This is a genomic window from Pseudomonas sp. USTB-Z (assembly GCF_019691255.1).
Taxonomy (GTDB): Bacteria; Pseudomonadota; Gammaproteobacteria; order Pseudomonadales; family Pseudomonadaceae; genus Aquipseudomonas; species Aquipseudomonas alloputida.
Genome location: NZ_JAECZP010000002.1, coordinates 41,031 through 63,093, shown reverse-complemented (window position 1 = coordinate 63,093; position 22,063 = coordinate 41,031). Strand labels below are relative to the sequence as shown.

Genomic DNA, 22,063 nt, shown 5'->3' with positions numbered 1-22,063 from the left:
TGGTCAAAGGCCTGAAAAGCAAAACCCCCGGTCGGGAAGCCGACCGGGGGTTTGAGTATTCTCATGTTCGGCGGCCCCTCGAAGGTGGACGCCGGGTGGGTATCGGCGCCTAGTGGCTAAACCAATACCCAAAGTAATAGCTGGCAGGTGCCACGCAGCCGGCAACGGCCAGCACAGGGCGCAGGCTGCGACCGGTGTGGTTGGCGGGGTTGCGGGTGTGTTTCGGCATGTTGCTCTCCAGTGAATGAGCCCGAGCTTACTTCAGTTCGTGCGGGCCATTCAATGGATAAATGCTATAGGGCCGATCATTTATTTTTGTACTGACTGGTTCAATGGCCGTAGCGCCCGACCAGGCTCTGCGCCCCCAGGGCGTGGCCTTGCAGCAGTTGCAGCAGGCCGCTGCGGTCCAGCCCCTCGGGCAAGGTACCCAAGGGCAGGTCGGTGGCAATCAGGGTCAGGGCGTAATGATGGGGGTTGTCGCCGGCGGGTGGACAGGGGCCGCGGTAGCTCTGGGTGCCACGGGAGTTGCGGCCCACTGTCACGTAGGGCCCGCTCAACCCCGCCATGCCTTCCTTGAGCCCATCCTGTTCGGGATCGATGTTGTACGCCACCCAGTGCACCACACCCACGCCCTTGCCACCGTCCGGGTCGAGCATGATCAGGGCCAGTGATCGCGTACCTGCGGGCAGGTTGTCCCAGCTCAGTTGCGGGGTCCGCTCTTCACCGGCACCGCATGCCGGGTCCTGGCCGACCTGTTGCAGGGCGATGACGCCGCCATCGGTGAACGACGAGGAACTGACCGACATCGCGCCTTGGCCGCCTGCGGCGGCTAACGCTGTGCAGGGCAGCAACGCAGCGAACAGCCAGTGTCTGAGGTGCATGGTCAATCCTTGGCAGGGCGTCAAGGGCTTAGTCTAGTCCAGGTCTGCCTCAGCGGCTGTCCTGGTCCTCGGCAGTGCCTCCGCTGGCTCCGGCACCAGAGCCGGTGGCTTCGCCGGTGCTGTTGGAGCCGCCAGAGGCACCGTCGGCGGCATCGGCGTTGCTGCCGGTGTCACTGCTGTCGTTACCTTTGCTGCTACCGGGGCTGTTGACGCTGCTGCCTTCACCGGCAGTCTTGCCGCCGGACTGGTCAGTTTGCGGATGGCTGTCGGTATGGGTGTCGGTGGCGGCGAAGGCAGCGCCGGTGAGGCTGGTCAGGGCCAGCGCCAGGCACAGGGACAGCGGGCGAATGCGGATCATGGGACTTCTCCTTTGTGCAAGATCTGTCATTCGTTTGGCTGGCAGCGGCTGGCGGGGTGCCTTCTGGGCGACGAGTGGCAATCAACAAGATTCCGAGCGCTGTGCGGGTGCCGGTGTTTCGACCGGCTCCAGCGGCGGATGCTCCTGCGCCGCATGCATCAGGTCTTCGGTCACCCGCAACTCGGCACCGGTTGGCGAGAAGGTGGTCGAAGCGGTGAACGGCGCCGGGTGCTCTGCCGCCGGGCGCTTGCCGCGGCGCCACATGAAGAAGCACACCATGGCCAGGTTGACCACGGCAAACGCCCAGAACAGCCCAGCCTCGCCAAACTCGGTCATCATCGGCGAAATGGCCACCGGTGCCATGGCCGACCCCAGCGAGTTGATCAGCAGCAGGCCCTGGATCATCGGCACCAGCGCATCGGACGGCGCGCGGTCGGCCGCATGGCTGACCGCCACCGGGTACAGGGTGAACACGCCACCACCCAGCAGGAACAGCATGGCCGGCAACAGGAACGAGTCCGATGGCAGGAACACCGTGACAAGCGACAGGACAACGCACAACGCGGCCAGCGCGAGCAGCACATCGAGGCGGTCCTTGCGGTCGGACCAGCGCCCGACCGGGTACTGCAGCAGCATCGCGCCAAGGATCACCCAGGCCATCATGTTGCCAACTTCACCCACCTCCAGGCCGATGCGCTGCAAGTACAGTGGCAGCAGCGCATAGATGCCGGCAATCGCTACGCCCGAACCGAAGCAGCCGACCAGGCCCGACGGTGCCACGCCCAGCAACTGGCGGGGCTTGAGGGGTTCGACCTGCTCCAGCAGCGGCGACACCCGCGGCAGGATCACGATCGGCAACACCGACAGGGCGGCCAGAACGCCGGCCAGCATGAACGGGGCGGTATCGCCTAGCTGGGTGATTTCGCCAAGGCCGGCCTGGGCGATCACCCCGGCGCCGTAGAAGGCGATCATGTACAGCGCCAGCAGGCGGCCGCGGATTTTCGCGTCGCCGGCCAGCAACAGCCAGCTTTCGATCACCAGGAACACGCCCACTGCGGCCCAGCCGTTGATCAGGCGAAGCACCGACCACCAGGTGACCTCGTAGAACAACCCTTGCAGCAGGATGGTCACGGCGATCAGCGAGGCGAAGCTGGTATAGGCGCGAATGTGGCCGATGCGCAGGATCAGCCGGTCGTTGAAGATGGCGCCGAGGGTCAGGCCGATGAAGTAAGTCGACGAGACGATACCAATGGTAGTGGCAGACTCACCGGCGGCGCCCAGGCGCAGGGTGGTCAGGGAAGACATGAAGCCGTTGCCCAGGGCAATGATGAACAGCCCGAGCAGGGGCGCCAGCGCCATGGCCAGCAAACGCGGAGACATACGTACCTCTAGTTGGATGAGCGGAATGAGCACCTTCTCGGCGCGCACACCGGCTCGACCCGGCAAGGGGCGAGTGGCGACACGGATGCGACCTGGGCAAGACTCAACCGCTGGGCGTTATGGGAGATGGGCCGGGCGGGGAGGGTTGAGCCTACTTCACATGTGCGTTCATGTGTTCAGGCGCTGACTCTGTCATTGCTACTGGTTGCCACCGTTCAAGGCGACGGGCGAAAAGGAAGCGGGATTCTACGGGCTTGGACGCGTTTGCCCAAGGGGCCTGGGTGTGCGACGAGACGCCGCAGTCTCAGCGCGACATGAACTTGTCTTCCACAGACATTTTCGATGGCGGCGCCTGCGTGCGGTGAGATCGGCCCGGTACTCTCACTGAGTGCGGCATAATGCTGAACCCCACCAAGGAAGGCCCCCCATGTTCGCGTCGCTGTTCGCAGTCCTGGCCCCGGTTTTCATCGTCGCCGGCATTGGTTTTGCCTGGGCCCGCAAGGGCCTGGATTACCCCACTGATTTCATCGCCCGGGTGGTGATGACCGTCGGCACACCTTCGCTGGTACTGTCCACCCTCAGTCGTACCGACCTGGACCCGAATGCCTTTACCAGCATGGCCGTGGCCTGCTTGCTGTGCACCTTGGGGATGGCCTTGGCCGCTTTGCTGGTGTGTCGCGCGTCGGGCATGCACTGGCGGGTACTGCTGCCGGCGTTCATGTTCCCTAACACCGGCAACATGGGCCTGCCGATCAGTCTGTATGCCTTCGGTGAGCATGGCCTGGCCCTGGCCGTGGCATTTTTCCTGACCCTGTCGATCGTGCAGTTCACCATCGGCATGGCCATCTCCGGCACGGCGGCTTCGCTCAAGGCGTTGCTGCGCAACCCTATCGTCATCAGCCTGGCCGGCGGCATGCCCATCATTTTTCTCGATTTCGAACTGCCGCGTTGGCTGGCCAACACCGCAGACCTGCTGGGCGGCATGACCATTCCGCTCATGCTGCTGACCCTGGGGGTATCACTGGCCAGCATTCGCCTGCGTCACGTGGGCAGCGGCATGCTGCTGGGCGGTTTGCGCATTGGCCTGGGGGCTGCGGTGGGCTGGGCAGTGGGCGCGGTACTGGGTATGGACAGCCTGGAGCGTGCGGTGCTGATGGTGCAGTCGGCGATGCCGGTAGCCGTGTTCAACTACCTGATGGCGGTGCGGGCCAACCGTGAGCCAGAGCAGGTGGCGAACCTGGTGATGTGCTCGACGGTGCTGTCGTTTGCCTGGTTACCGGTGGTCCTGGCCTGGTGGATGTAGGCCTTTACCGACGATAGTGCCGGTACAGGCTTCGAGCTACTGGACCGACAACTGGTCATCCACCCAGCCTTGGCTGGTCAGCACCAGGGTTCGGGTTTCCTTGAGCGGGGCAGCATGGCTGGCCACCGCCTGGCCCAAGCCGGCGATGCTGGCTTTCACCTGATCATTGGCGGCCCACGCCGGCAACTCGATGATCTTGTAGGCATAGGTCACATTCGACAGCTTCTGTCCGGTTGCCTCGCTCGGCTCACTGAACTGCTCGATTGCCGTCACTTGTGCCTTGCCGAAACACAGCCCGGCGCCCGCCTTGTAGTATTTGCGGCCTTCATCGGTCAGGTCGTAGGCGTAGTAGATATCCGTGCGTGCCGGCGACCACAGCCGGGCCGGTATTTCGGTGCGCGAAATTTCCTTCTCGCTGACCACGCCTACCTGCGCCAGGGCGTGCAACGCCTTGTTGGTGCCGTGCACGTCGAAGTCCTGGGTCTTGGTAGGGAACGAACTGATGACGAAACAGTGTGGGTACCGGGTATCCAGGGAGGCCTGGACAGCCTTGTGGAAACGGGCCTTGATGGTGTCCTGGCTGTCGGAGCAACCGGCCAGTGTTGCCAGCAATGCCAGTGGCACGATCTTCCTGTACATGGTGAAACTTCCTTGGCGACGGATCGTGCGCGATTAAAACCCACGGGTTAGAGCGGCGCAATCGTGGCACGACGGCATCCCTGCAGGGGCTGCCGGGGTTACATCACTGTTCGCCCCGGGTGTCGATACTGACCACCACCGACATCCCTGGGCGCAGATGCCTGGCAGTCGGCTGGTCGGCATCCACCGTGATGCGCACCGGTATGCGCTGGGCGATCTTGACGAAGTTGCCAGTGGCGTTGTCCGCCTGCAGCAAGGCGAATTCAGAGCCGGTGGCCGGCGAAATCTGCTGCACATGGCCCCGTAGCTTCCGGTGGTTCAGCGCGTCTACGGTAAAGCTCACGGGCTGGCCGATACGCACATTGGCCATCTGGGTTTCCTTCATGTTGGCAATCACCCAAAGGGTGTCGGGCACCAGCGCCATGAGCTGCGCGCCAGAGTTGACATAAGCACCCAGGCGGGTGCCGATCTGCCCCAACTGGCCATCGCGCGGGGCCGTGACGCGGGTGTTGTCGAGGTCGATGCGTGCCAGCTCCACGGCGGCCTTGGCGTTCTCCACCGAGGCCTCGAGTGCGGCCCGGTTGACCACCACGGTCTCACGGTCCTGGCGGGCGATTTCCAGCGCCGCCCTGGCCTGGGCCAGGCTGGCGACGGCAGCGGCCTCGCTGGCACGGGCCAGGTCCAGGTCGCGGCGCGACACCGATCCATCGTTGACCAGCGCCTGGTTGCGGCCGAGGTCAGCCTTGGCTTTGGCCGCCTGGGCCGCAGCATCGCCGATGGCGGCCTGGCGCTGGGCAATGGTCGCTTCGGCGCTTTTGCGCTGCTGCTGGTTGTTGGCCAGGGCCGCCAACTGCTGTTGCAGCTGGGCGCTGGCTTGGGCAAGGCGTTGTTTGTAGATACGGTCGTCAAGTTGCACCAGCAAGTCGCCGGCCTTGACGAACTGGAAGTCATGCACCGGTACATCGATGACGTAGCCGCTGAGCTGCGGGCCGATGATGGTCACCTGGCCCCGCACCAGGGCGTTCTCGGTGCTTTCGATGGCGCTGCTGAATGGTGGCAGGCGCCAGGCATACAGCACCAACAGGATGCCGGCCAACGCCACCGCGGCGAAGCTGATGGATGACAGGATGCGCACCCGCCGCGTGCGTACCGGGCTGGTTGGTTCACTGGGCGGTGTGACGCCCTCCGGGGTTTCGGCGATGGCGGTGGTGGTCGTGGTGCGGGTGTCGTCGGTCATCGGGTGGGCGCGCCGGGGGTAGAGTCGGTAAGGGTGGCCTGACGTTTCACATGCCAGAGCCAGGTACTGCGGATACAGATCCAGATCATGGTCAGGATGGCGATGCTGCCGATCAGCACGAACACATCGTTGTAGGCCATGACGTTCGCTTCACGGGTAGCAGCGCTGGCCAGCAGGCGCATGCCGGCTTCACTGCGCAAGGCAGGGTCGGCAATGATGCCGCCGTAACCGGCACCCCCACTTTGAACGCGGGCATTGACCAGGGGTTCCAGGTAGCTGAGGCGATCCATCAGGTGGCTGGAGTGAAACTTTTCCCGCCAGGTCTGGAAGGTGCCCAACAACGCCGCACCAATCAGGCCGCCGAGGTTGTTGCAGATGCCGAACAACACCGAAAAACTGACCAGGTTGCGCGGGTTGGCGCGCACATGGCTGATGCCCAGGGCCATCGACGGGCCGAGGAAGAACGTGCTGCCGAACGCCAGCAGGAACTGGCTCAAGTACATTTGAGCCGGGCGTGTGAGGTTGCTGGAACTGCTGTCCATGAAGGCGCCGGCGGCCATGGCCAGCAGCGAGACGAACAGCGGGATCACCAAATGGTTGGGGTTGATGGTGAGGGCGCTGCTGGCCAGGCCCGTGACAGCGCCTGACAGCATGATCCAGTACAGCGTGCGCATCTGCTCGCTGCCCATGTTCAGCGCCTGCAGGAAACCGACCGCGCCGGTGGACTGTTCCGAGGTCACCATGCGGATCAGCACCACGCACAGGGCCAGACGTATGATGGCGCCACTACCCAACCAGTGGGTCATCAACAAGGGGTTGCGGCGATTGTGCTCGATGGCCAGGCCGCTGAAGACCAGCGCGATCGACGCCGCCAGTGCCACGCCGATCCACGGCGTCTCCAGCCACCAGTCGATGCGCCCCAGTGACAGTACGGCGCAGAGCAGTGCGGTACCGCTGGCGATCAAGGTGAAGGTCAGGAAGTCGAGGGGTTCGAACGTTTTAAAACGGTCACCGGGCGGCAATTTCAGCAGCAGTACGCAACCCAGTGCGGTGAGTGCCAGGCCCAGCTCGAACAGGTACAACCCGCGCCATTCGGCAATTTGCAGAAGGTCTTCAGAAAAGATCCGTGCCAGCGGTAGTGCCAGCTGCGAGGCACCCAGGCCCAGTACCATGGCCTTGAGCCGCCATTGCGCCGGGAAGGCCTGAATCATGTAATACAGCCCCAGCGAGCTGAGCGCCGCGCCGACCATGCCGTGGGCCGCGCGTACGGCGATGGCAGAGTTCAGGTCGTTGACCAGCAGGTGGGCGAAGGTGACCACCACGTACAGCACCAGGAACACTTCGGTGAAGGCTCGCAGGCCGAACTGTTGGCGGAACTTCACCAACAGCAGGTTGATGGAGACGTTGGTCATCACATAGGCGGCCGGCAGCCAGGCCATTTCCGCGGTGGTTGCACCCAGGGCGCCTTGCAGAAACACCAGGTTGGCGGTGACCAGCGCGTTGCCCAGGCCACCGGTGATTGCCACCAGTAGGCCGACCACGCCATAGGCCAGACGCTTGGCTGGCGAATGCAGGGGCGTGGAAGGGGAGCCTGGCAGGCTGGGCTTTTCGTGGGGGAGCCACTGGCGGGGGGCGTATTTATCCATCGGCAGACTTTACTTTAGCGGCGCTTGATGCTGCTAGGCGCGTCCTTTGGTTTTTTGGGGGGTGTCGAGATTGAGCGCCGCCCACTACAACGCTTTGGCCAGAAACTCGGCCGTGCGGCTTGCCTTACACCCGGCCACCACCTGCGGGGTGCCGCTGACCACCACCTTGCCCCCGGAATCCCCGGCCCCCGGGCCAATATCGATCACCCAGTCACTCTGCGCCACCACTCGCATGTCGTGTTCGACCACCACCACGCTATGCCCGCTTTCTACCAGGCGGTTCAGCTGTACCAGCAGCCGGTCGATGTCCTGCGGGTGCAAGCCGTTGGTGGGCTCATCCAGCACATACAGGGTCGCCCCGCGGGCCATGCGCTGCAGTTCGGTCGCCAGCTTGATCCGCTGCGCTTCACCACCGGACAGCTCGGTGGCAGGCTGGCCCAGACGCAAGTAGCCCAGGCCGATATCCTGCAGCACCTGCAGACAACGGCGGGCAGGCGGTTGCTCGGCAAAAACCTGCAGGGCCTGGTCGACGGTCAACTGCAGCACTTGCGCGATGTTCATGCCTTGCCAGCTCACCGCCAGGGTTTCGGGGTTGTAGCGGGCACCCTGGCAGGTCGGGCAGGGCGCATACACGCTGGGCATGAACAGCAATTCGACGCTGACGAAACCCTCTCCCTCGCAGTTGGCGCACCGGCCCTTGGCAACGTTGAACGAAAAGCGCCCGGCGTCGAAGCCCTGTGCCTTGGCCTGCTCGGTAGCCGCGAAGCGTTTGCGCACGTGGTCGAACAGGCCTGTGTAGGTGGCCAGGTTGGAGCGCGGCGTACGGCCGATCGGTTTCTGGTCAACCTGCACCAACCGCTTGATGCTGCCAAGCCCGGCGCTTACGTGGCCGCTGCTGGTCTGTTCAGGTTCGTCTTCCAGGCTCTGCGCTTCGGGCTCGCTACGTTGCTCGGCATGGCCCAGGTGTGCCCCCACCAGTTCCAGCAGGGCCTGGCTGACCAGGCTGGATTTGCCCGAGCCTGAAATACCGGTAACGGCGGTAAAGCAGCCCAACGGAAATGCGGCGCTCAGGTTATCGAGGTTATTGCGCGTGATGCCTTCAAGCTTCAGCCAGTCGCGTGCTTGGCGGGGGGCGCGTGTGGCCTGTACCGGGGCATCGAACAGGTAGGTGCGGGTGCATGACTGTTGCACCTTGGCCAGGCCGGCGGGCGGCCCGCTGTAGAGGATGGTGCCGCCGTGTTCGCCGGCAGCTGGCCCTACATCCACCAGCCAGTCGGCGCGGCGCATCGTGTCCAGGTCGTGCTCCACCACATACACCGAGTTGCCAGCCTGTTTCAGGCGCTGCAGGGCTTCGAACAGCGCTTCACTGTCGGCCGGGTGCAAGCCGGCCGACGGCTCGTCGAGTACGTAAACCACTCCAAACAGCTGCGAATTCAGCTGGGTGGCCAGGCGCAGGCGTTGCAGTTCACCAGAAGACAAGGTCGGGGTGCTGCGCTCCAGGGCCAGGTAACCGAGGCCGAGGTCAAGCAGCGTGTCAATGCGTTCGAGCAGTTCTTTGGCGATGCGTTGGGCCGCCAGGCGTTTTTCCAGTGTCAGCTCGTCCTGCTGCTGGGTCAGGTAGTCGGCTGCCGCCACCTTGCGGAACACCTCAGCCAGCGCCTGCAACGACAGGTGCGACAGTTCGGCGATGTCCAGCCCGGCGAAGGTCACGGCCAGCGCTTCGCGCTTCAGGCGTTTGCCCTGGCACAGCGGGCAGGGGCTGGGGTGCATGTACTGGGCCACACGCTTGCGCATCTGCGCGCTCTGCGAGTGCATGAAGGTATGCAGCACATAACGCCGGGCACCCATGAACGTGCCTTGATAGCTGGGCTCCAGCTTGCGCTTGAGCGCTTCGCGGGTCTGCGCCGGGGTCAGGCCGGCATACACGGGGGCGGTGGGCGTCTCTTCAGTGAACAGGATCCAGTCGCGCTGCGCCTGAGGCAGGTCGCGCCAAGGGATATCGACGTCATAGCCCAGCGTGACCAGGATGTCGCGCAGGTTTTGCCCTTGCCACGCCATTGGCCACGCCGCCACCGCACGCTCACGGATGGTCAGCGACGGGTCGGGGACCATGGTCGCTTCGGTCACCTCGTAGACACGGCCCAGGCCATGGCACTGCGGGCAAGCGCCCTGGGGCGTGTTCGGAGAAAAGTCTTCGGCGTACAGCATCGCTTGCCCGGCCGGATAGTGGCCTGCGCGTGAATAGAGCATGCGGATCGAACTGGACAAGGTGGTCACGCTACCCACCGAGGAGCGTGCACTCGGCGTGCCGCGTTGCTGCTGCAGCGCCACCGCCGGCGGTAGCCCGTCGATGGCATCGACATCCGGCACGCCAACCTGGTCGATCAGGCGCCGGGCATAGGGCGCCACCGATTCGAAATAACGCCGCTGGGCTTCGGCATACAGCGTGGAGAACGCCAGCGAAGACTTGCCCGAGCCAGACACGCCGGTGAACACCACCAAGGCGTCGCGGGGGATATCGACATCGATGTTCTTCAGGTTGTGCTCGCGGGCGCCACGGACGCGGATGAAACCGCTTGGGGTGGTCGGGCGTTGTGGCATGAAGCAGTCCTTGTCTGAAGCTGGGCAGGAAGCTCAAGTTAACAGCAATTGCAGCGCCCTTGCGTGGGCAGCAGTCAAGGAATCTACCCGATGGAGCCGGAGGGGGGGCAGGGCGCCGGCTGTTTTCGCCTTACCTGACGTTCGTCTCAAGGCTTTTATTGCAGCCCCTAGCGGGTGCCCAGCACATCGCGGATGTTGTCCACCACATTGTTGTCCTTGATCACGTCACTCAACCAGCCTTCCAACGGCATGTTGCCCCACTTGATCGCACGTTCGATCAGGTAGGGTACCGGGCTTTGCGGTTCGCTCTGTTTGAAGTACTGGGCGATGCCCGCAAGCATGGTGAATGCCTCGTCGCGGGTCAGCGGGGTGGTGCGCAGGGCTGCAGGTGCGGTCGTCGGGGGCGTGGCATTCATCGCTTCACCTGCTTCGTGGAGGTTGGCACCCGTGGCCTGTGGCTGTGCTTCTTCCGGGATGGCGGGGTGTAGCTCGACGCCGCGGTCCTTGAGCAGTTTTTCCGCCAGCTGGCTGGCACGCGAAAGCATGTCGGCAAGGCTGGCAAAGCTGGGCGCCTCGTGGCCGAACAGGCGGTCGGCGCTGGCCTGCAGGCGTTTGCATGCATTCAGGCTGGTAGCGATCTGCTGGGCCTTGGCGCGCAGGTAATCGGTGTCGGTAAGCGCTACCGAGCGCTGGAAGATCTCGGCGTTGATCTTGCCTTCGTTCAGCGCTGTCTGCATCGCCTTGGGGTTTTGCAAGGCGAGGTTTTCTACATGGCGTGATTCGTCATAGCGCAACACGCCAAAATGCTGCCCTTGGATAATGGGCAAGCCACCGGCAATGTCGGTGAGCGTGGTCTTCAACCAGGACAGTCGCGCCGCGCGCTCGTCCAGGCCGTCTTCGAGGGTGGGGTACAGCGTTTCCCAGAACGCAACCAGGAGCTGTTCGGTCAGCTCGAGGCCAAAGGTGATGCCTTCGAAGTGTTCACGTTGGGCCAGCCCCTCGCAGAGCCAGGCCACCAGCATCAGGTCTTTGCTTTGCTGCGCAAGCCCTTGAGCCGACAGGTTGATCACCTGCTCCCAGTCGGCAGTCTTCAAGTCGGTTTGCCAGTCCCCCTGGGTCAGGTAGTCTGGGTCCGCCCGGCGTGCCTCCTTGATCTGGTCGAACAAGGCAGAGAAGCTCAAGTCTTCGCCACTGCCCCCCTCGATAGGGGCGGCCAGTGTGGCCAGCGAGAGGTCATTGAGAATTTCAGGCATAGAACACTCTGGACATGGCTAGTGAACAGCGCGCCGGAAAACCCGGCGCGCTGCAGAACACAGGCCGCCGAAGCGGCCCATGGTTCGGTACGTGCTTAGGCAAACACTTTGTTCGCGGTGCGGTCCCAGCCACCTACGATGTTGCCGCCGGCCTGGCCGTCGGTGCGGTTCTGCTGGGTGTAAGTGGTCTTGATGCGGGCAAAGTTGAAGCTGATTTCTTCAACGGGCAGGTCGCTGACCGCCTTGTCTTCACCATTCTGATTGCCACCGGCGACAAACTTGACCGAAGAGACCACCACTTCTTCCATGTCGATGGTCAGGTAGGTGACCTTGTCGCCACCGGCGCGGTTCACGTTCAGCTTCAGCTTGGCGATGTGCTTGCCAGTGCAGCAGTGTTCGAACAGTTTGGCCGATGCCTTGTCGACTGCCTTGCGGATCTTGAAGTCGCTCAGGGCAACGCGCTCGGAGGACGCACCGCCCGAAGAGCTGGCGGTTGCCGACGTAGCCTGGGTGGCGCCGTACTCGTAGCCCAGCACTTCGATCCAGTCCTTGTGTTTTTCATCCAGTACTTCGCCTGGGATGCCGTCGATTTGGATATACGCGTCAAATGCCATTGTGAAACTCTCCATTAACAACATGTAAAGGGTTGCTCATGCGCCCCTTGGTTTTGACCTCGCCGGGCGTGCCGGCAGAGGTAGCTTGCCGCCGCCCGGGCCTCATCCTGTGAGGCCCCGGCGACCGGTTATTGCGGCGTGGCTCAGTTAAGCCCACGCACTTCGATTTCCACCCGGCGGTTGGGCTCCAGGCACTTGATCAACTGCGTTCGCGGTTGTTGCATGTCGCAGTTGACCAATGGCTTGCGGCTGCCTTCGCCCTGCGCGACCACCAGCTCGGCAGGTACGCCCTTGCCAACCAGATAGGTGCGGATGGTTTGCGCCCGTTGTTTCGAAACCTGCAGGTTGCCCTGGCTGTCACCCAGTTGGTCGGCGTGCCCCGAGATGATGATCTTGCCGATATTCGGGGTGTTCAGCAGCTTGCTGGCAATTGCGCTCAGCTGATGCTGGCCTTCGTTTTTCAGGCTCTGGAAATCGGCGCGGCCGAAGGCGAACAGGGTGTCGGATTCCAGCGTGATGGTCTCGATCGCACGCAGTGACTGGGCCCGCAGGCTGTCGATGTAGTTGCGCGAACTGGACATCAGGAAGGCGTTGTCGAGGATGCGCGGTACATCTGGCTCACGGATCTGGTCGCTGTAGAACGTGATCTGGCGGCTGGCATACAGGTAGTCCTGGTTGCCACCGGCCTCGCTGCCAGCGGCGGCCATGCTCTTGCCGGTATGGCGGGCGATGGCCGGGTACCAGTAGTCCGGCAGGTGCGCCTTGAGAAACGCCGGGTCGGCATGCTCGCGCTGGCCCGGAGAAAGCATCACGTAAGTGTCCAGGGCCGCCTTTCCGAAATTGGCGATCGACTGGGCGCGGTTGTCATGGGGCAGCGCCTCGGCCTCTACGCTGTCAATGCCGCTCACTGGCTGCAGCTCACGGGTGTTGCGCTGGTAGACCTTGAGCGTGGTCAGCAGGTACAGGGTACGGGTCAGATTATCGGCCGTGGGCTTTAGCATCACATTCTGCAACGTGGCGAAGTAGCGGTCGCGCAGCAGCGGCTCCACCTCATGGCCCTGGTACAGGCCCAGGCGCATGCCGAGGGGCACGCCCTTAGCGTGGTGTTGCTCATGGTAGTGAGCAGCCCAGAAGCGCAAGCGGTCGAGGCTTCGCCAGGCGGTGTACTGGCCGCTGGCCGCCTGGTCGTCGGCCTTGGCCTGGGCCAGTTCGTCGGCAATGCTGGCCAGGGTGGCGCGGTTGTTCAGGTACGACCAGCCCCACAGGCTGCACAGCACCAGTGCCGCCAGGCCGGCAGCGCCCACCCACCCGGCCTTGCGCCGGCGTTCACGGTGGTTGCTGGTGTACAGCGCCACCAAATGCTGGTCGGGAATGATCACTTTGCGGAACAGGCTGTTGATGAACAGCGGCGCCGGCTGGCTGCCGGCAGTGCCCGTTCCTTCTGCGTGTTCGAGCGCGAAGCGTTCGGCCACATGCTGGCCGTGGCAGCCCCACTGAGCCTCGTCGGCCTGCAGCGCCGCGGTGAAATAGAAACCGCGCAGCATTTCGGCATTCTGGTAAGGGTTGGCACGCAGCAGGCTGTCGACGAACTGATGCAGGCGCGGCTTGAGCGCGGCCAGCTCCAGCGGGAAGCGGTAGGCAGCGTCGTTCCGCCGGGTGACTTGTATGTCCTGCTGCACCAGCTGCTGGCTCGCCATCTGCCCCCAGTAACGCGTCAGCTCGTCCATCGCATTGCTGAAGCGCTGGCCCCAGTCGGCTTGCTCGTAACCCTTGTGAGAGAAGGTTTTACCCATCACTTCACCACGAGCCGCGTCGTCCAGTTGGCGATAGAACGCGGTGAAACCAGGGATCAGGTCGCATTTGGTGAAAACCAGGTAGATTGGCAGACGCACTTCCAGCAGCGCGCAGCTTTCCTGAATGCGTTCGCGCAAGCGCTTGGCCACGCGCTCCTGGTCTTCGACCGAACCATGCAGGATATCGGCGATGCTGACGCTGACAATCAAGCCATTAAGGGGACGGCGCTGGCGGTGCTGGCGCAGCAGTTGCAAAAAGCCGCGCCACTTGCCGGCTTCCTCGGGGCTGTTCATGTAGCGCCCGGCAGTGTCCAGCAGTACCGCTTCAGAGCTGAAGAACCAGTCGCAGTTGCGCGTGCCGCCCAGGCCCGCGACACGCACGCCTTCGCGCTCGGCATAGGGGAAGTTAAGGCCCGACTGCAGGATCATCGTGCTCTTGCCGGCGGCAGGCTGGCCAATGACCAGGTACCAGGGCAGGGCATACAGGGCATCCTTGTTCGAAGTACCGCGCGGCTTGTTGCTGTGCAGGCGCTCGATGCCCTGCAGCAGGCGCTCGCGCAACAGGCTGACTTCTTCCCGGTCGGCCGGGGCTGCACTGAGTACGGCCTGGTCGGCGTCGTCACGCAGCAGGCCTTCAAGGTTGTGGTGCTGACCCACGCCGCGGTACAGCAGCAGTACATAGCCCGCCGACAGCAGCAGAAACACGCCGATCCCGGCCAGCAGGCTGTGCAGCGAGGCGAAGCCGAAGGCTCGGCCGATGGCCCAGACCAGGAAGATCGCCAGGAAGAACGCCACGCCCAGCAGGTAGGGTTGGTAGCGCAGGCAGTAGTACTTGAGCTTGTTCATACAGGCGTCGCATCCAGTGCATCGACGAACTGGTCGATGACATGTTCAAGGGGGCGGTCGTAATCGTGCAGCCGTGGCACCGTTGTCAGCGGGCTGAGCAACTCCAGGTGCTGGCACGGGTCGGCACAGCCACTGAGCAGGCGGTAGGCACAGCTGGCGTGGCGCGCCGGGAAGCAATACAGCTGCGGGTGCATGAAGTCGTCGGCCAACAGGCTCACTGCCGGCAGCGCTCGGTGTTCGCTCATGCGGGCCAGCCAGGTCAGCCACAGGTCGGCAGTGGGGTTTTTAAGGCCACGTTCGGCCGGCAACGGCAATTCGATGCCGCCTGCAAAGTCGCCCTGCAGCGAGGCACGGCCGAGCTGCAGGTGGGCGAGGGCAGTGGCACTGTCGAAACCTGGCCAGGACCCATGAAGGGCACGGGCCACATCCGCGAAGCTGAAATCATGCAGGAACTTGGCGTGCACCCGGCGGAACAGGTCCAGGTCCTGGCCCTGCAGCGGGCGCAAGGCCTTGATCCGTTCGAACAGGCGGGTGCAGTCGGCGCCTTGCACGGCCTGGTGCAGCATCGGCTTGATCTGCGCGCTGAACAGCTCGCCAAGCGTGAACGGGTTGACCAGCCCAGTACTGTCATCGCCCTTTAGCAGCTGGAAGATGAAGAACGGGTAGCGCCGCTGGCTGGCATCGCGCGAGCTGAGCAGGCCACCCAGTAGCCAGTTGCCGTTGCGTGCGCGGTAGGTGAAAAAACACATCGGCAGCGCGTCGAACAACGCCTGCCAGTCATCGCGGTAGCGCATGGCTGCCAGCGATGACTGCAACCAGGCGTCGAACTCGCAGACTTCTTCCGCCGCCCCATGCAGGCTGACGAAATCTGCGCTCGACGGCAGCTTGCCGAAGCAACCAATCATTGCGCGCCCCTGCTGTTGAGGGCGCTCAGGGCCTTGACGTCACCCAGATCGGTCAGCTTGACCCCGCCGAAGTTGCGCACGATAAGGCTTACGCGGCCACTGGCGGTGTTCCAGCTAAAGCGTTGCTGAATGCCGTCCAGGTCGTCGACCCGAGCGCTCTCGTTCATGCGCAGCAGGCCCCACCGCCCTGGGAAGTCGAACACGGTGACCCGTGTGCCGCTCAGGGTAACGACGTCCAGGCGCGCGCCCGGCGCGGTGCTGGTGCCTGGCCAGGCGAAGCGGTTCCAGCTGCTGCGGCCGTTGCGGTAGTGCTGCTCCTGGCCATCGAGGGTGAAGACGATGTCGGTGAAGTTGGCTGAAGGCTCCAGCATGATTTCGAAGCCGTTGTCACGGTCCGACAGGCTGGCGATCACCTGGCCCACGGAGCTGGCCTTGTCGATGCTGTTGAGCATGCCAGGGTTGACCAGCGCCGGCCCCTTGCCATCGCCCACACCCAGACCTTCACCACCGGCCAGGTTGCCGATTTCGTTGCGCTTGAAGGCCGGCAGCAGGCCGCTGTCGGGATCTACGAAGCGTTGCAGGTCTTTCACCGAAGCCTCGTTGCGGCTGCTGCCGGCAATCGGGTAACGGTGTGCCATGACCTGCTCCCAGGGCTTGGCGATCTGCTGCGCCCAGGCCTTGGCGATCTGCTCGCCGGCCGGGTCGCGCAGGGTCGCCCAGGCATACTGGATGGGCAGGCTGAACAGCCCCTGCAGCGAGCGCGACAGGCCATCCTGGCTGGTGTCGACGCTGCTTTCCACGTAGTTGCGCACGGTGGTGATCTCGCTCGGCTGGCCTTCCAGGGTCTCGCTGATCAACTGTTTGCTGCTCTTGCCCACATCCTGCGAGCGCTGGATGTTGTTCATGCGCACCTTGAGTTTGCGCAAGGCGGCCAGGTAGCGGTCCATGATGGTGCTGTCGGCACCTTCGGCGTTGTTTTCAGCGAACACCCGCGCCACCGGCTCGAAGCGCTTGGCCAGGCTGCCGTCGTCCACCGCCGGCAGGGCCGGGGCGACGTTGGCAGGCAGGGTGTCGTTGGCGTCGAACAGACCGGTGACCTTGCTCCAGAAACCGTCATCGCGGCTGGTGCCGGGGGCCGGGATGGCTTGCTTGACCGGCAGGTCCCACTGGGTATTGTCGTTGACGGCCTGCAGCAGGCTCTTCACTGGCGAGTTCTGCACGTCGCTCAACAGCCCCAGTTCCCGGGTCGCCGAGGCCAGGTCGGCGAAGTGGCGCACGCCAACGCTGCTGACCATCTTGTACCAGGCCTGGGTGTAGTCGCGCTTGTAGCGGGTCATGAACTCGCGCACGAAGTTGGCCTTCTGCACGATGGCATCGCCGCCTTCGCCGTCCAGCACCCAGTCCGACTCGTTGCGCAGGTTGCCCGACACCAGCTTGATCAGCTCGGGCTTGACGAAGGTGTCCCAGCCCTGGCGGGTGTAGATCGCCGGCACACCCGCGGTTCCGTACAGCAGCGCGCGGCCTGGTTGCGGGACCAGGTCGTTGAGGCTCAGCGCCGGGAACTGCCGGCTCGACTCGAGCTGCAGGCGCAGGTATTCGCGATCGACCAGCGAGCTGGAGATCATGAACGACTTGAGGTTCTGCCGGGTTTCGTTGATCAGCTGTTCGTTGCGCGGCAACGACGGCGCTTGGCCCTGCTCCAGCAACTGCACGTACAGCGGGGCATTTTCCGCGATCACGCCAGCGTCGGCCGGGGTGCCTTCGGCGGCGGCGCTGGCCCAGGCCTGGGGCAGGCTGGCAGCGACGAAGGCCGGGTCTGGATGGGCCTGGGGCTCGGTCAGCAACAGGTACAGCTTGAGGGTGTTGTAGGCCTCGATGATCGAGGCCACCTGCTGCTCGTCCAGGCGCCCGAGCATTTCTTCGGACAGTGACAGCCCACCGGTGGCGGCGGACAGCTCGGCGCCATCGCTGGCAGTGGCCAGGTTGACCTTGGCGGCATAGGCGCCAGCGCGGGTGTTGCCCAGCGCGGCCTTGGCCCTGGCTGCAACGGCAGGGGCCAGCGGCTTGCCATTGCGCTTCTTCGGCAGCGGGGCCGGGGTGAATTCCAGCTCCTGGTTGATACCGTTGGCGAAGGTGTTGAACGCCCGCATCTGCACTTGCAGGCTGCGTGCGATCGGTTCCAGCGCCTGGCTGCGCAGCTGCGCCAGGTAGGCGCTGCGGGTCACCTGGTGAATCGCCTCGCCCTGGTACAGGCCGCCACCCAGCTGCAAGGGCACTCCCTGCAGGCGATGGGCCTCGACGTTGGCCATCTGCTCACGCAGCACTTCCAGGCCCTTGCCTGCGGCCAGCTGCTGCTCGCGGTCTGCTGCCTGCTCGATGTGCGCCAGCTGCCCACGCAGGCTGTCCAGCCACTGGCGGTTATTGGCGAACGACAGCGCTTGCCAACCGATGAACAGCAACCCGGTGGCGGCGGCCAGGCCCAGTAGCAGCGGGCTGAACGCAGCCTGGCGGCCCAGGCGCGACTGGTAAAGGATCAGGTCGCGGTCGGGGAAGATCACCTGGCGGAAGGTGTCGGTGATGAAGTAGCTGCGGTTGCCCAGGGCCTTGCCGACGTGCCCGGCCTGTTCATCGTAGGCGGCCTGCAGGGCGAATTCGTCGGCGATGACGTCTTCATAGACCTGCCCCAGTTGCTGCCCGTTCTGCAGTGCACTGGTGAAGTACAGGCCACGTAGCAGCAGCGGGGCACCGCCGCGATGGCCGCGGGTGAAGTGGTCGAGGAATTGCTCGAGCACACCGCTGAGGGCGGCGAAGTACTGCGGGAAATTCAGCAGGGTGCTGTCGGCTTCGGCACCGAGGGCGATCATCTGTGCGTCGACGTGCTGGCGAATATGAGCCTGCAGCTTCTTCAGGCGTGTCTGCAGCACGGCGTGCAGGCCGTTGGTGCGGATTTCCGAAAGGCCAAAGGTCATGCCCAGCGGCTGCTGGCGTTCGTGCAGGTCGAGGCCGTCGAAAGCCTGGCTGAAACCCGGCAACTGGTCGGTCTTGCTCAGCATCAGGTAAACCGGCGGGTTGGCATCGAGGCATTCGGCGTATTCTTCCACCCGTGCCACCAACTGGGCCGCCAGGGCATTGCGCTCATCGCTGTTGGCCGCCAGCAGCTCGGGCAGGCTGACCACAAGCACCAGGCCATTGATCGCCGCTTTGCCGCGCTGCTTACGCAGCATGCGCAGAAAGGCCGAGAACTCGCTGGCCGACTGGTCGTCGCGCAGGTAGCGCCCGGCGGTGTCGATCATCACGGCGTCGGGGCTGAAGTACCAGTCGCAGTGCTGGGTGCCGCTTTCGCTGTCGTTGGCCGTAGCGATGCTGGCCGACAGGCCGGAATGGGTCAGCAGCGAGGTCTTGCCGGCCGCCGACATGCCGACCACCAGGTACCAGGGCAGGTCGGACAGGGCCGCCTTGCCGCCGCCACCCGCGGAGCGGTCGGTGCGCAGCATGGCGATGGCGTGCTTCAGGCGCTCACGCAGCACCTGCTGGTCACGGAACTCGCCAGTGGCATTCCACGAGCGGTCGACCTCGATCTGCAGCAGGTTCTCCAGGTTGTGTTCGGCGCGAATGCGCTGGTATTGGCGCAGCACGATTACCAGCAGGAAGCAGGCACTGATGATTGCCAGCGCTTCAGGCACGTGATGACGCAGCCACGGCACCAGCGGCGCGGCCAGCCAGCAAATCAACAGGCTAGCCAGCCACAGCAATGGCAGCAGCACCCAGAAACTTTTCAACAGACGCAGTAATGTTTTCATGTCTTCCTGACTCGGCTACCTGGTATGTGCTCAGGCACTGAACAGCTGGCGGATTTGTTCGGACAGGGCGGCGACGTCCTTGTCCAGCAACCAGTCCAGCGTCAGGTACACGGCGACGCAGACCAACGCGATCAGCGCCAGATACACCCACAGCGGTACTTCATGGCGCAGCATCTGCGACACCTGGTCGGGCAGTGCCCAGTCCGGTGACAGGGCTTTGGGCGCCTTGCGGTAGCGGGCGATATCCTGGCCCAGTGTATTGGCCAGGTAACGCAACTGGTCCTTTTGGCCGAGGCTGAACTTGCCCTCGAAGCCCAGTGCCAGGCACAGGTGGTAGACCTCGAGCACGTCGATGTTCTGCTTGACGTCGGCGCGCAGCGCATCGACCTTCTCGAAGAACCCTTCGCCGGCCAGGTGCACGCCGAAATAGCGGAACTGCAACGGCTGCAGCTCAAAGTGCCGACGCAGCGCATTGTCGTCCGAGCGCAGTACGCTTTCGTCGAGGAAGGCGCACAACGCGTATTGGGTGTCCTTGACCTGCTCGACGCTATAGTTGGCGGCACGGGCATCACGTTCCAGGTTGGCGAAGAAGCGTTCGACGCTACCTTCGAAGGCCTGCACCGAGGTCACCTGGCGGCCGCGACGTACGATCAACGCCATGCTGATGAAGTCCTGGACCAGGTCCTTGAGCGTCGGTTTGTCGCTGGCGGCCGGGACGGCGCCCTGTTGCAGTACGGCTTCGGTCATTTGAGCACCGCCATCAGTTCAAGCTTGAGGTTGGTAAAGGCGCTGGGCGCATAGAAGCAGATGGCCTGGGCGCTGATCATTCGCTCATACACAGTGCCGTGTGGCTCGATGGCGAAGTACTGGTTGTCCAGGCGCACCGGAATTGCGTTCGGCAGCCGCGCGGCATGATTGAGGGTGACACCCGGCATGGCGCTGTTGACCACCACTTCAATGTCTTCCGGCGAACCGACCTTGAAGGCACGGGGCACCAGTTCCAGCAGGCTGGCGCCGGGCATGTCGGCGTGCACGGCGATATAGAAGTCGGCTTCGGCCAGGCGCGGGTCGTGCAGTTGGCCTTGCCAGTGCGATGGCTTGGTCTGGGTCAGGTTGATGACAATGCACTGGTTGGGCACAACGTTGTCGAGCATCACCCGGATCATTTCGTCGAGCTTGACCAGCGACGCGGCCGGGTCGTGGTGGTCGTACTCGGGGATGTCGCTGAGCTGGGTGTCCAGGGTGAAGGTCAGCAGGCCGCCGGCAAGGTCCGCCAGGAACAGGTACAGGCGCTCCGGGTGCAGGCGCGGGTGGGCCAGTAGATGCGCCAGCTGCGGGTGGGCACGGTTGACCGTGTTCAGCAGCCAGAACAGGGTCACATCGCTGGAGCCGAACTCGGCGATCTGGTCGGCGCGCTCGCGGCGCCGGCCGGAAAGCGCTTTGCTCTTGGCCTGCAGGGCACCGAGCAGGCGCTTGCCGATGCCGGCAATGGTCTCGTGGCTGCCCAGGTGCAAGGTGGGGTGGACGAAATGCGGGTCAACGTTGAAACCGCCCATGCTGTTGCGTGTCAGCTTGGCCAGTGGGCAGTGGCTGTAACCGTCGAGGCTGTCACCGTCGACCAGCAGCACGACGTTCAGGCGCAAGCTGGTGATTTCGTTTTCCAGCTCGCCTTCATTAAGGTCGGGCAGGGTGTCGAACTGCTTGCGGAAACGCCGTGCGGCCTTGTGTTCATGGCCATCCTCGACGTAGTTGAGGCCGAATGGCTCGGGCAGCTTGAGCGCGGCATACACCTTCAGGTCGTTGGCCTTGAGCAGGTCCTTGAGGTCGCGCGCGGCCGGCAGCGGATCGTGCTGCGGCGCGTCGTAGAGGCTGCCATCGGGGAACACCAGCTTCAGGCGCTTGAGCTGCAGTGAACCATTGGCCAGGGCGTCCTCATCCACCTGCAGCGCCTGAACCCCCCAATGGAAAGGGGTGCTGCGCAGGGTCGCCTCAGCCAACTGGTGCTGATGGAATTCGTCCTGATACTGGAAGTGCTGGGGCAGCAGGAACATGCCTTCCGACCACATCACCCGGCTCTGCTTGCTCATTTGACGCTATCCACTAAAGAATTGAAGGTTGAATCCATGGCGTTGCTGGCCGACTGGCTGGCGGCGTCGGTGGCTTTGTCGATGGCCGCGTCCTGCACCTTGTCGGTGAGGGTCGCGTCGGCATCCTTGGCCTTCTGCGCAGCGGCAAGCTGGTCGGCGGTCGGTGGTTTGTTCAGTACGTCCACGCCACGCATGGCGCTGATTTCGGTGTTGTCCACCAGCACCCGCAGGCCGTCGGAGGAGAACCAGATACCGTCCTTGCGCAGCGAGTTGGCGTCGAAGGCGACTTTCCAGCGCGCGTCCTGCTCATCGCGGAAGAACGCCGCCACGCCGACGTAGCGCGTGTTCTTGGCCAGCGGCCACTGGTCGATCTGGCCAATGCCGGGCAGCAGGGTGATCTCGCGGGTTTCCACCAGGGTGTTGCCCAAGGCTTTTTGCGGGGCGTCCCACAGGGTCTCGGCATCGGTAGCCGCGAAGCGCTCGAGGTCGGTCAGCTGATACACACGCATCACCACCGACAGCGGCTTGCCCTCGGCGTCGGGGTTGAGCTGGTTGCCGCCGTCGGAGGTCAGGATGACCTTTTCGCTGTCGGCCAGCATGTCGGCCGCCCAGCTGTCTTCCATGCGCTTGCCGATACGGTCGGTGACCCCGCAGCCGGCCAGCGCTACCAGCAAGGCGGCTGCGGTCAGGCGTTTGAGGACGATGTGCTTGTGTTGCATG

Annotated in this window: 16 protein-coding genes; 1 reads left to right on the top strand and 15 read right to left on the bottom strand. The window is 64.0% G+C overall.

What is annotated here, in order from left to right:
- Positions 1-329 precede the first annotated feature (329 nt).
- The 3 genes from I8746_RS02210 to I8746_RS02200 all read right to left on the bottom strand — a co-directional run bounded on the left by I8746_RS02210 (position 330) and on the right by I8746_RS02200 (position 2,619).
- Positions 330-881, bottom strand: coding sequence for a YbhB/YbcL family Raf kinase inhibitor-like protein (locus I8746_RS02210; RefSeq protein WP_192907427.1), 552 nt, complete (start codon positions 879-881; stop codon positions 330-332).
- A 49-nt stretch (positions 882-930) separates the two neighbouring features.
- The gene (locus tag I8746_RS02205) at positions 931-1,239 is read right to left on the bottom strand and encodes a hypothetical protein (RefSeq protein WP_003248325.1); all 309 of its coding nucleotides are present in this window, start codon (positions 1,237-1,239) and stop codon (positions 931-933) included.
- Between the two features lie 81 nt (positions 1,240-1,320).
- Positions 1,321-2,619, bottom strand: a complete 1,299-nt coding sequence (locus I8746_RS02200; protein WP_012052423.1) for an MFS transporter — start codon at positions 2,617-2,619, stop codon at positions 1,321-1,323.
- 427 nt (positions 2,620-3,046) lie between these two features.
- Between I8746_RS02200 and I8746_RS02195 the strand changes: the two genes are divergently transcribed.
- Complete coding sequence (locus I8746_RS02195; RefSeq protein ID WP_003248329.1) at positions 3,047-3,922, top strand: AEC family transporter; 876 nt, start codon at positions 3,047-3,049, stop codon at positions 3,920-3,922.
- A gap of 36 nt (positions 3,923-3,958) precedes the next feature.
- On the opposite strand, the gene I8746_RS02190 is transcribed toward I8746_RS02195, so the two are convergent.
- The 12 genes from I8746_RS02190 to tssJ all read right to left on the bottom strand — a co-directional run bounded on the left by I8746_RS02190 (position 3,959) and on the right by tssJ (position 22,062).
- Complete coding sequence (locus I8746_RS02190) at positions 3,959-4,561, bottom strand: hypothetical protein (protein ID WP_012052422.1); 603 nt, start codon at positions 4,559-4,561, stop codon at positions 3,959-3,961.
- Positions 4,562-4,664: 103 nt separating this feature from the next.
- Positions 4,665-5,798 (bottom strand): HlyD family secretion protein, encoded by a 1,134-nt coding sequence (locus I8746_RS02185; protein WP_014756600.1) that lies wholly within the window; start codon positions 5,796-5,798, stop codon positions 4,665-4,667.
- Positions 5,795-7,444, bottom strand: a complete 1,650-nt coding sequence (locus tag I8746_RS02180; RefSeq protein WP_221100038.1) for an MFS transporter — start codon at positions 7,442-7,444, stop codon at positions 5,795-5,797. Before I8746_RS02180 ends, I8746_RS02185 begins: the two co-directional genes overlap by 4 nt.
- Positions 7,445-7,528: 84 nt before the next feature.
- Entirely contained in the window at positions 7,529-10,045 is a 2,517-nt protein-coding gene (locus tag I8746_RS02175; protein ID WP_221100035.1) for an excinuclease ABC subunit UvrA, read from the bottom strand.
- 167 nt (positions 10,046-10,212) lie between these two features.
- Positions 10,213-11,298 carry a type VI secretion system protein TssA gene (gene tssA / locus I8746_RS02170; protein ID WP_221100032.1) on the bottom strand — a complete coding sequence of 362 codons (1,086 nt, stop codon included), beginning with the start codon at positions 11,296-11,298 and terminating at the stop codon, positions 10,213-10,215.
- Between the two features lie 95 nt (positions 11,299-11,393).
- Positions 11,394-11,912: a type VI secretion system tube protein Hcp gene (locus I8746_RS02165; RefSeq protein WP_012052417.1), complete on the bottom strand. Its 519-nt coding sequence runs from the start codon at positions 11,910-11,912 to the stop codon at positions 11,394-11,396.
- A gap of 143 nt (positions 11,913-12,055) precedes the next feature.
- A complete protein-coding gene (gene tssM / locus I8746_RS02160) occupies positions 12,056-14,551 on the bottom strand; it encodes a type VI secretion system membrane subunit TssM (protein WP_221100012.1) in 2,496 nt (831 codons plus the stop codon).
- Positions 14,548-15,456 carry a type VI secretion system-associated protein TagF gene (tagF, locus tag I8746_RS02155; RefSeq protein WP_012052415.1) on the bottom strand — a complete coding sequence of 303 codons (909 nt, stop codon included), beginning with the start codon at positions 15,454-15,456 and terminating at the stop codon, positions 14,548-14,550. The genes tssM and tagF overlap by 4 nt, the downstream gene beginning before the upstream one ends.
- Positions 15,453-19,256 (bottom strand): type VI secretion protein IcmF/TssM N-terminal domain-containing protein, encoded by a 3,804-nt coding sequence (locus I8746_RS02150; RefSeq protein WP_221100010.1) that lies wholly within the window; start codon positions 19,254-19,256, stop codon positions 15,453-15,455. Before I8746_RS02150 ends, tagF begins: the two co-directional genes overlap by 4 nt.
- Before the next feature lie 30 nt (positions 19,257-19,286).
- Positions 19,287-20,003, bottom strand: coding sequence for a type IVB secretion system protein IcmH/DotU (gene icmH, locus I8746_RS02145; RefSeq protein ID WP_004576640.1), 717 nt, complete (start codon positions 20,001-20,003; stop codon positions 19,287-19,289).
- Positions 20,000-21,343 carry a type VI secretion system baseplate subunit TssK gene (gene tssK, locus I8746_RS02140; protein ID WP_003248343.1) on the bottom strand — a complete coding sequence of 448 codons (1,344 nt, stop codon included), beginning with the start codon at positions 21,341-21,343 and terminating at the stop codon, positions 20,000-20,002. The genes icmH and tssK overlap by 4 nt, the downstream gene beginning before the upstream one ends.
- Positions 21,340-22,062 carry a type VI secretion system lipoprotein TssJ gene (gene tssJ, locus I8746_RS02135; protein WP_221099999.1) on the bottom strand — a complete coding sequence of 241 codons (723 nt, stop codon included), beginning with the start codon at positions 22,060-22,062 and terminating at the stop codon, positions 21,340-21,342. Before tssJ ends, tssK begins: the two co-directional genes overlap by 4 nt.
- Between the last annotated feature and the right edge of the window lies 1 nt (position 22,063).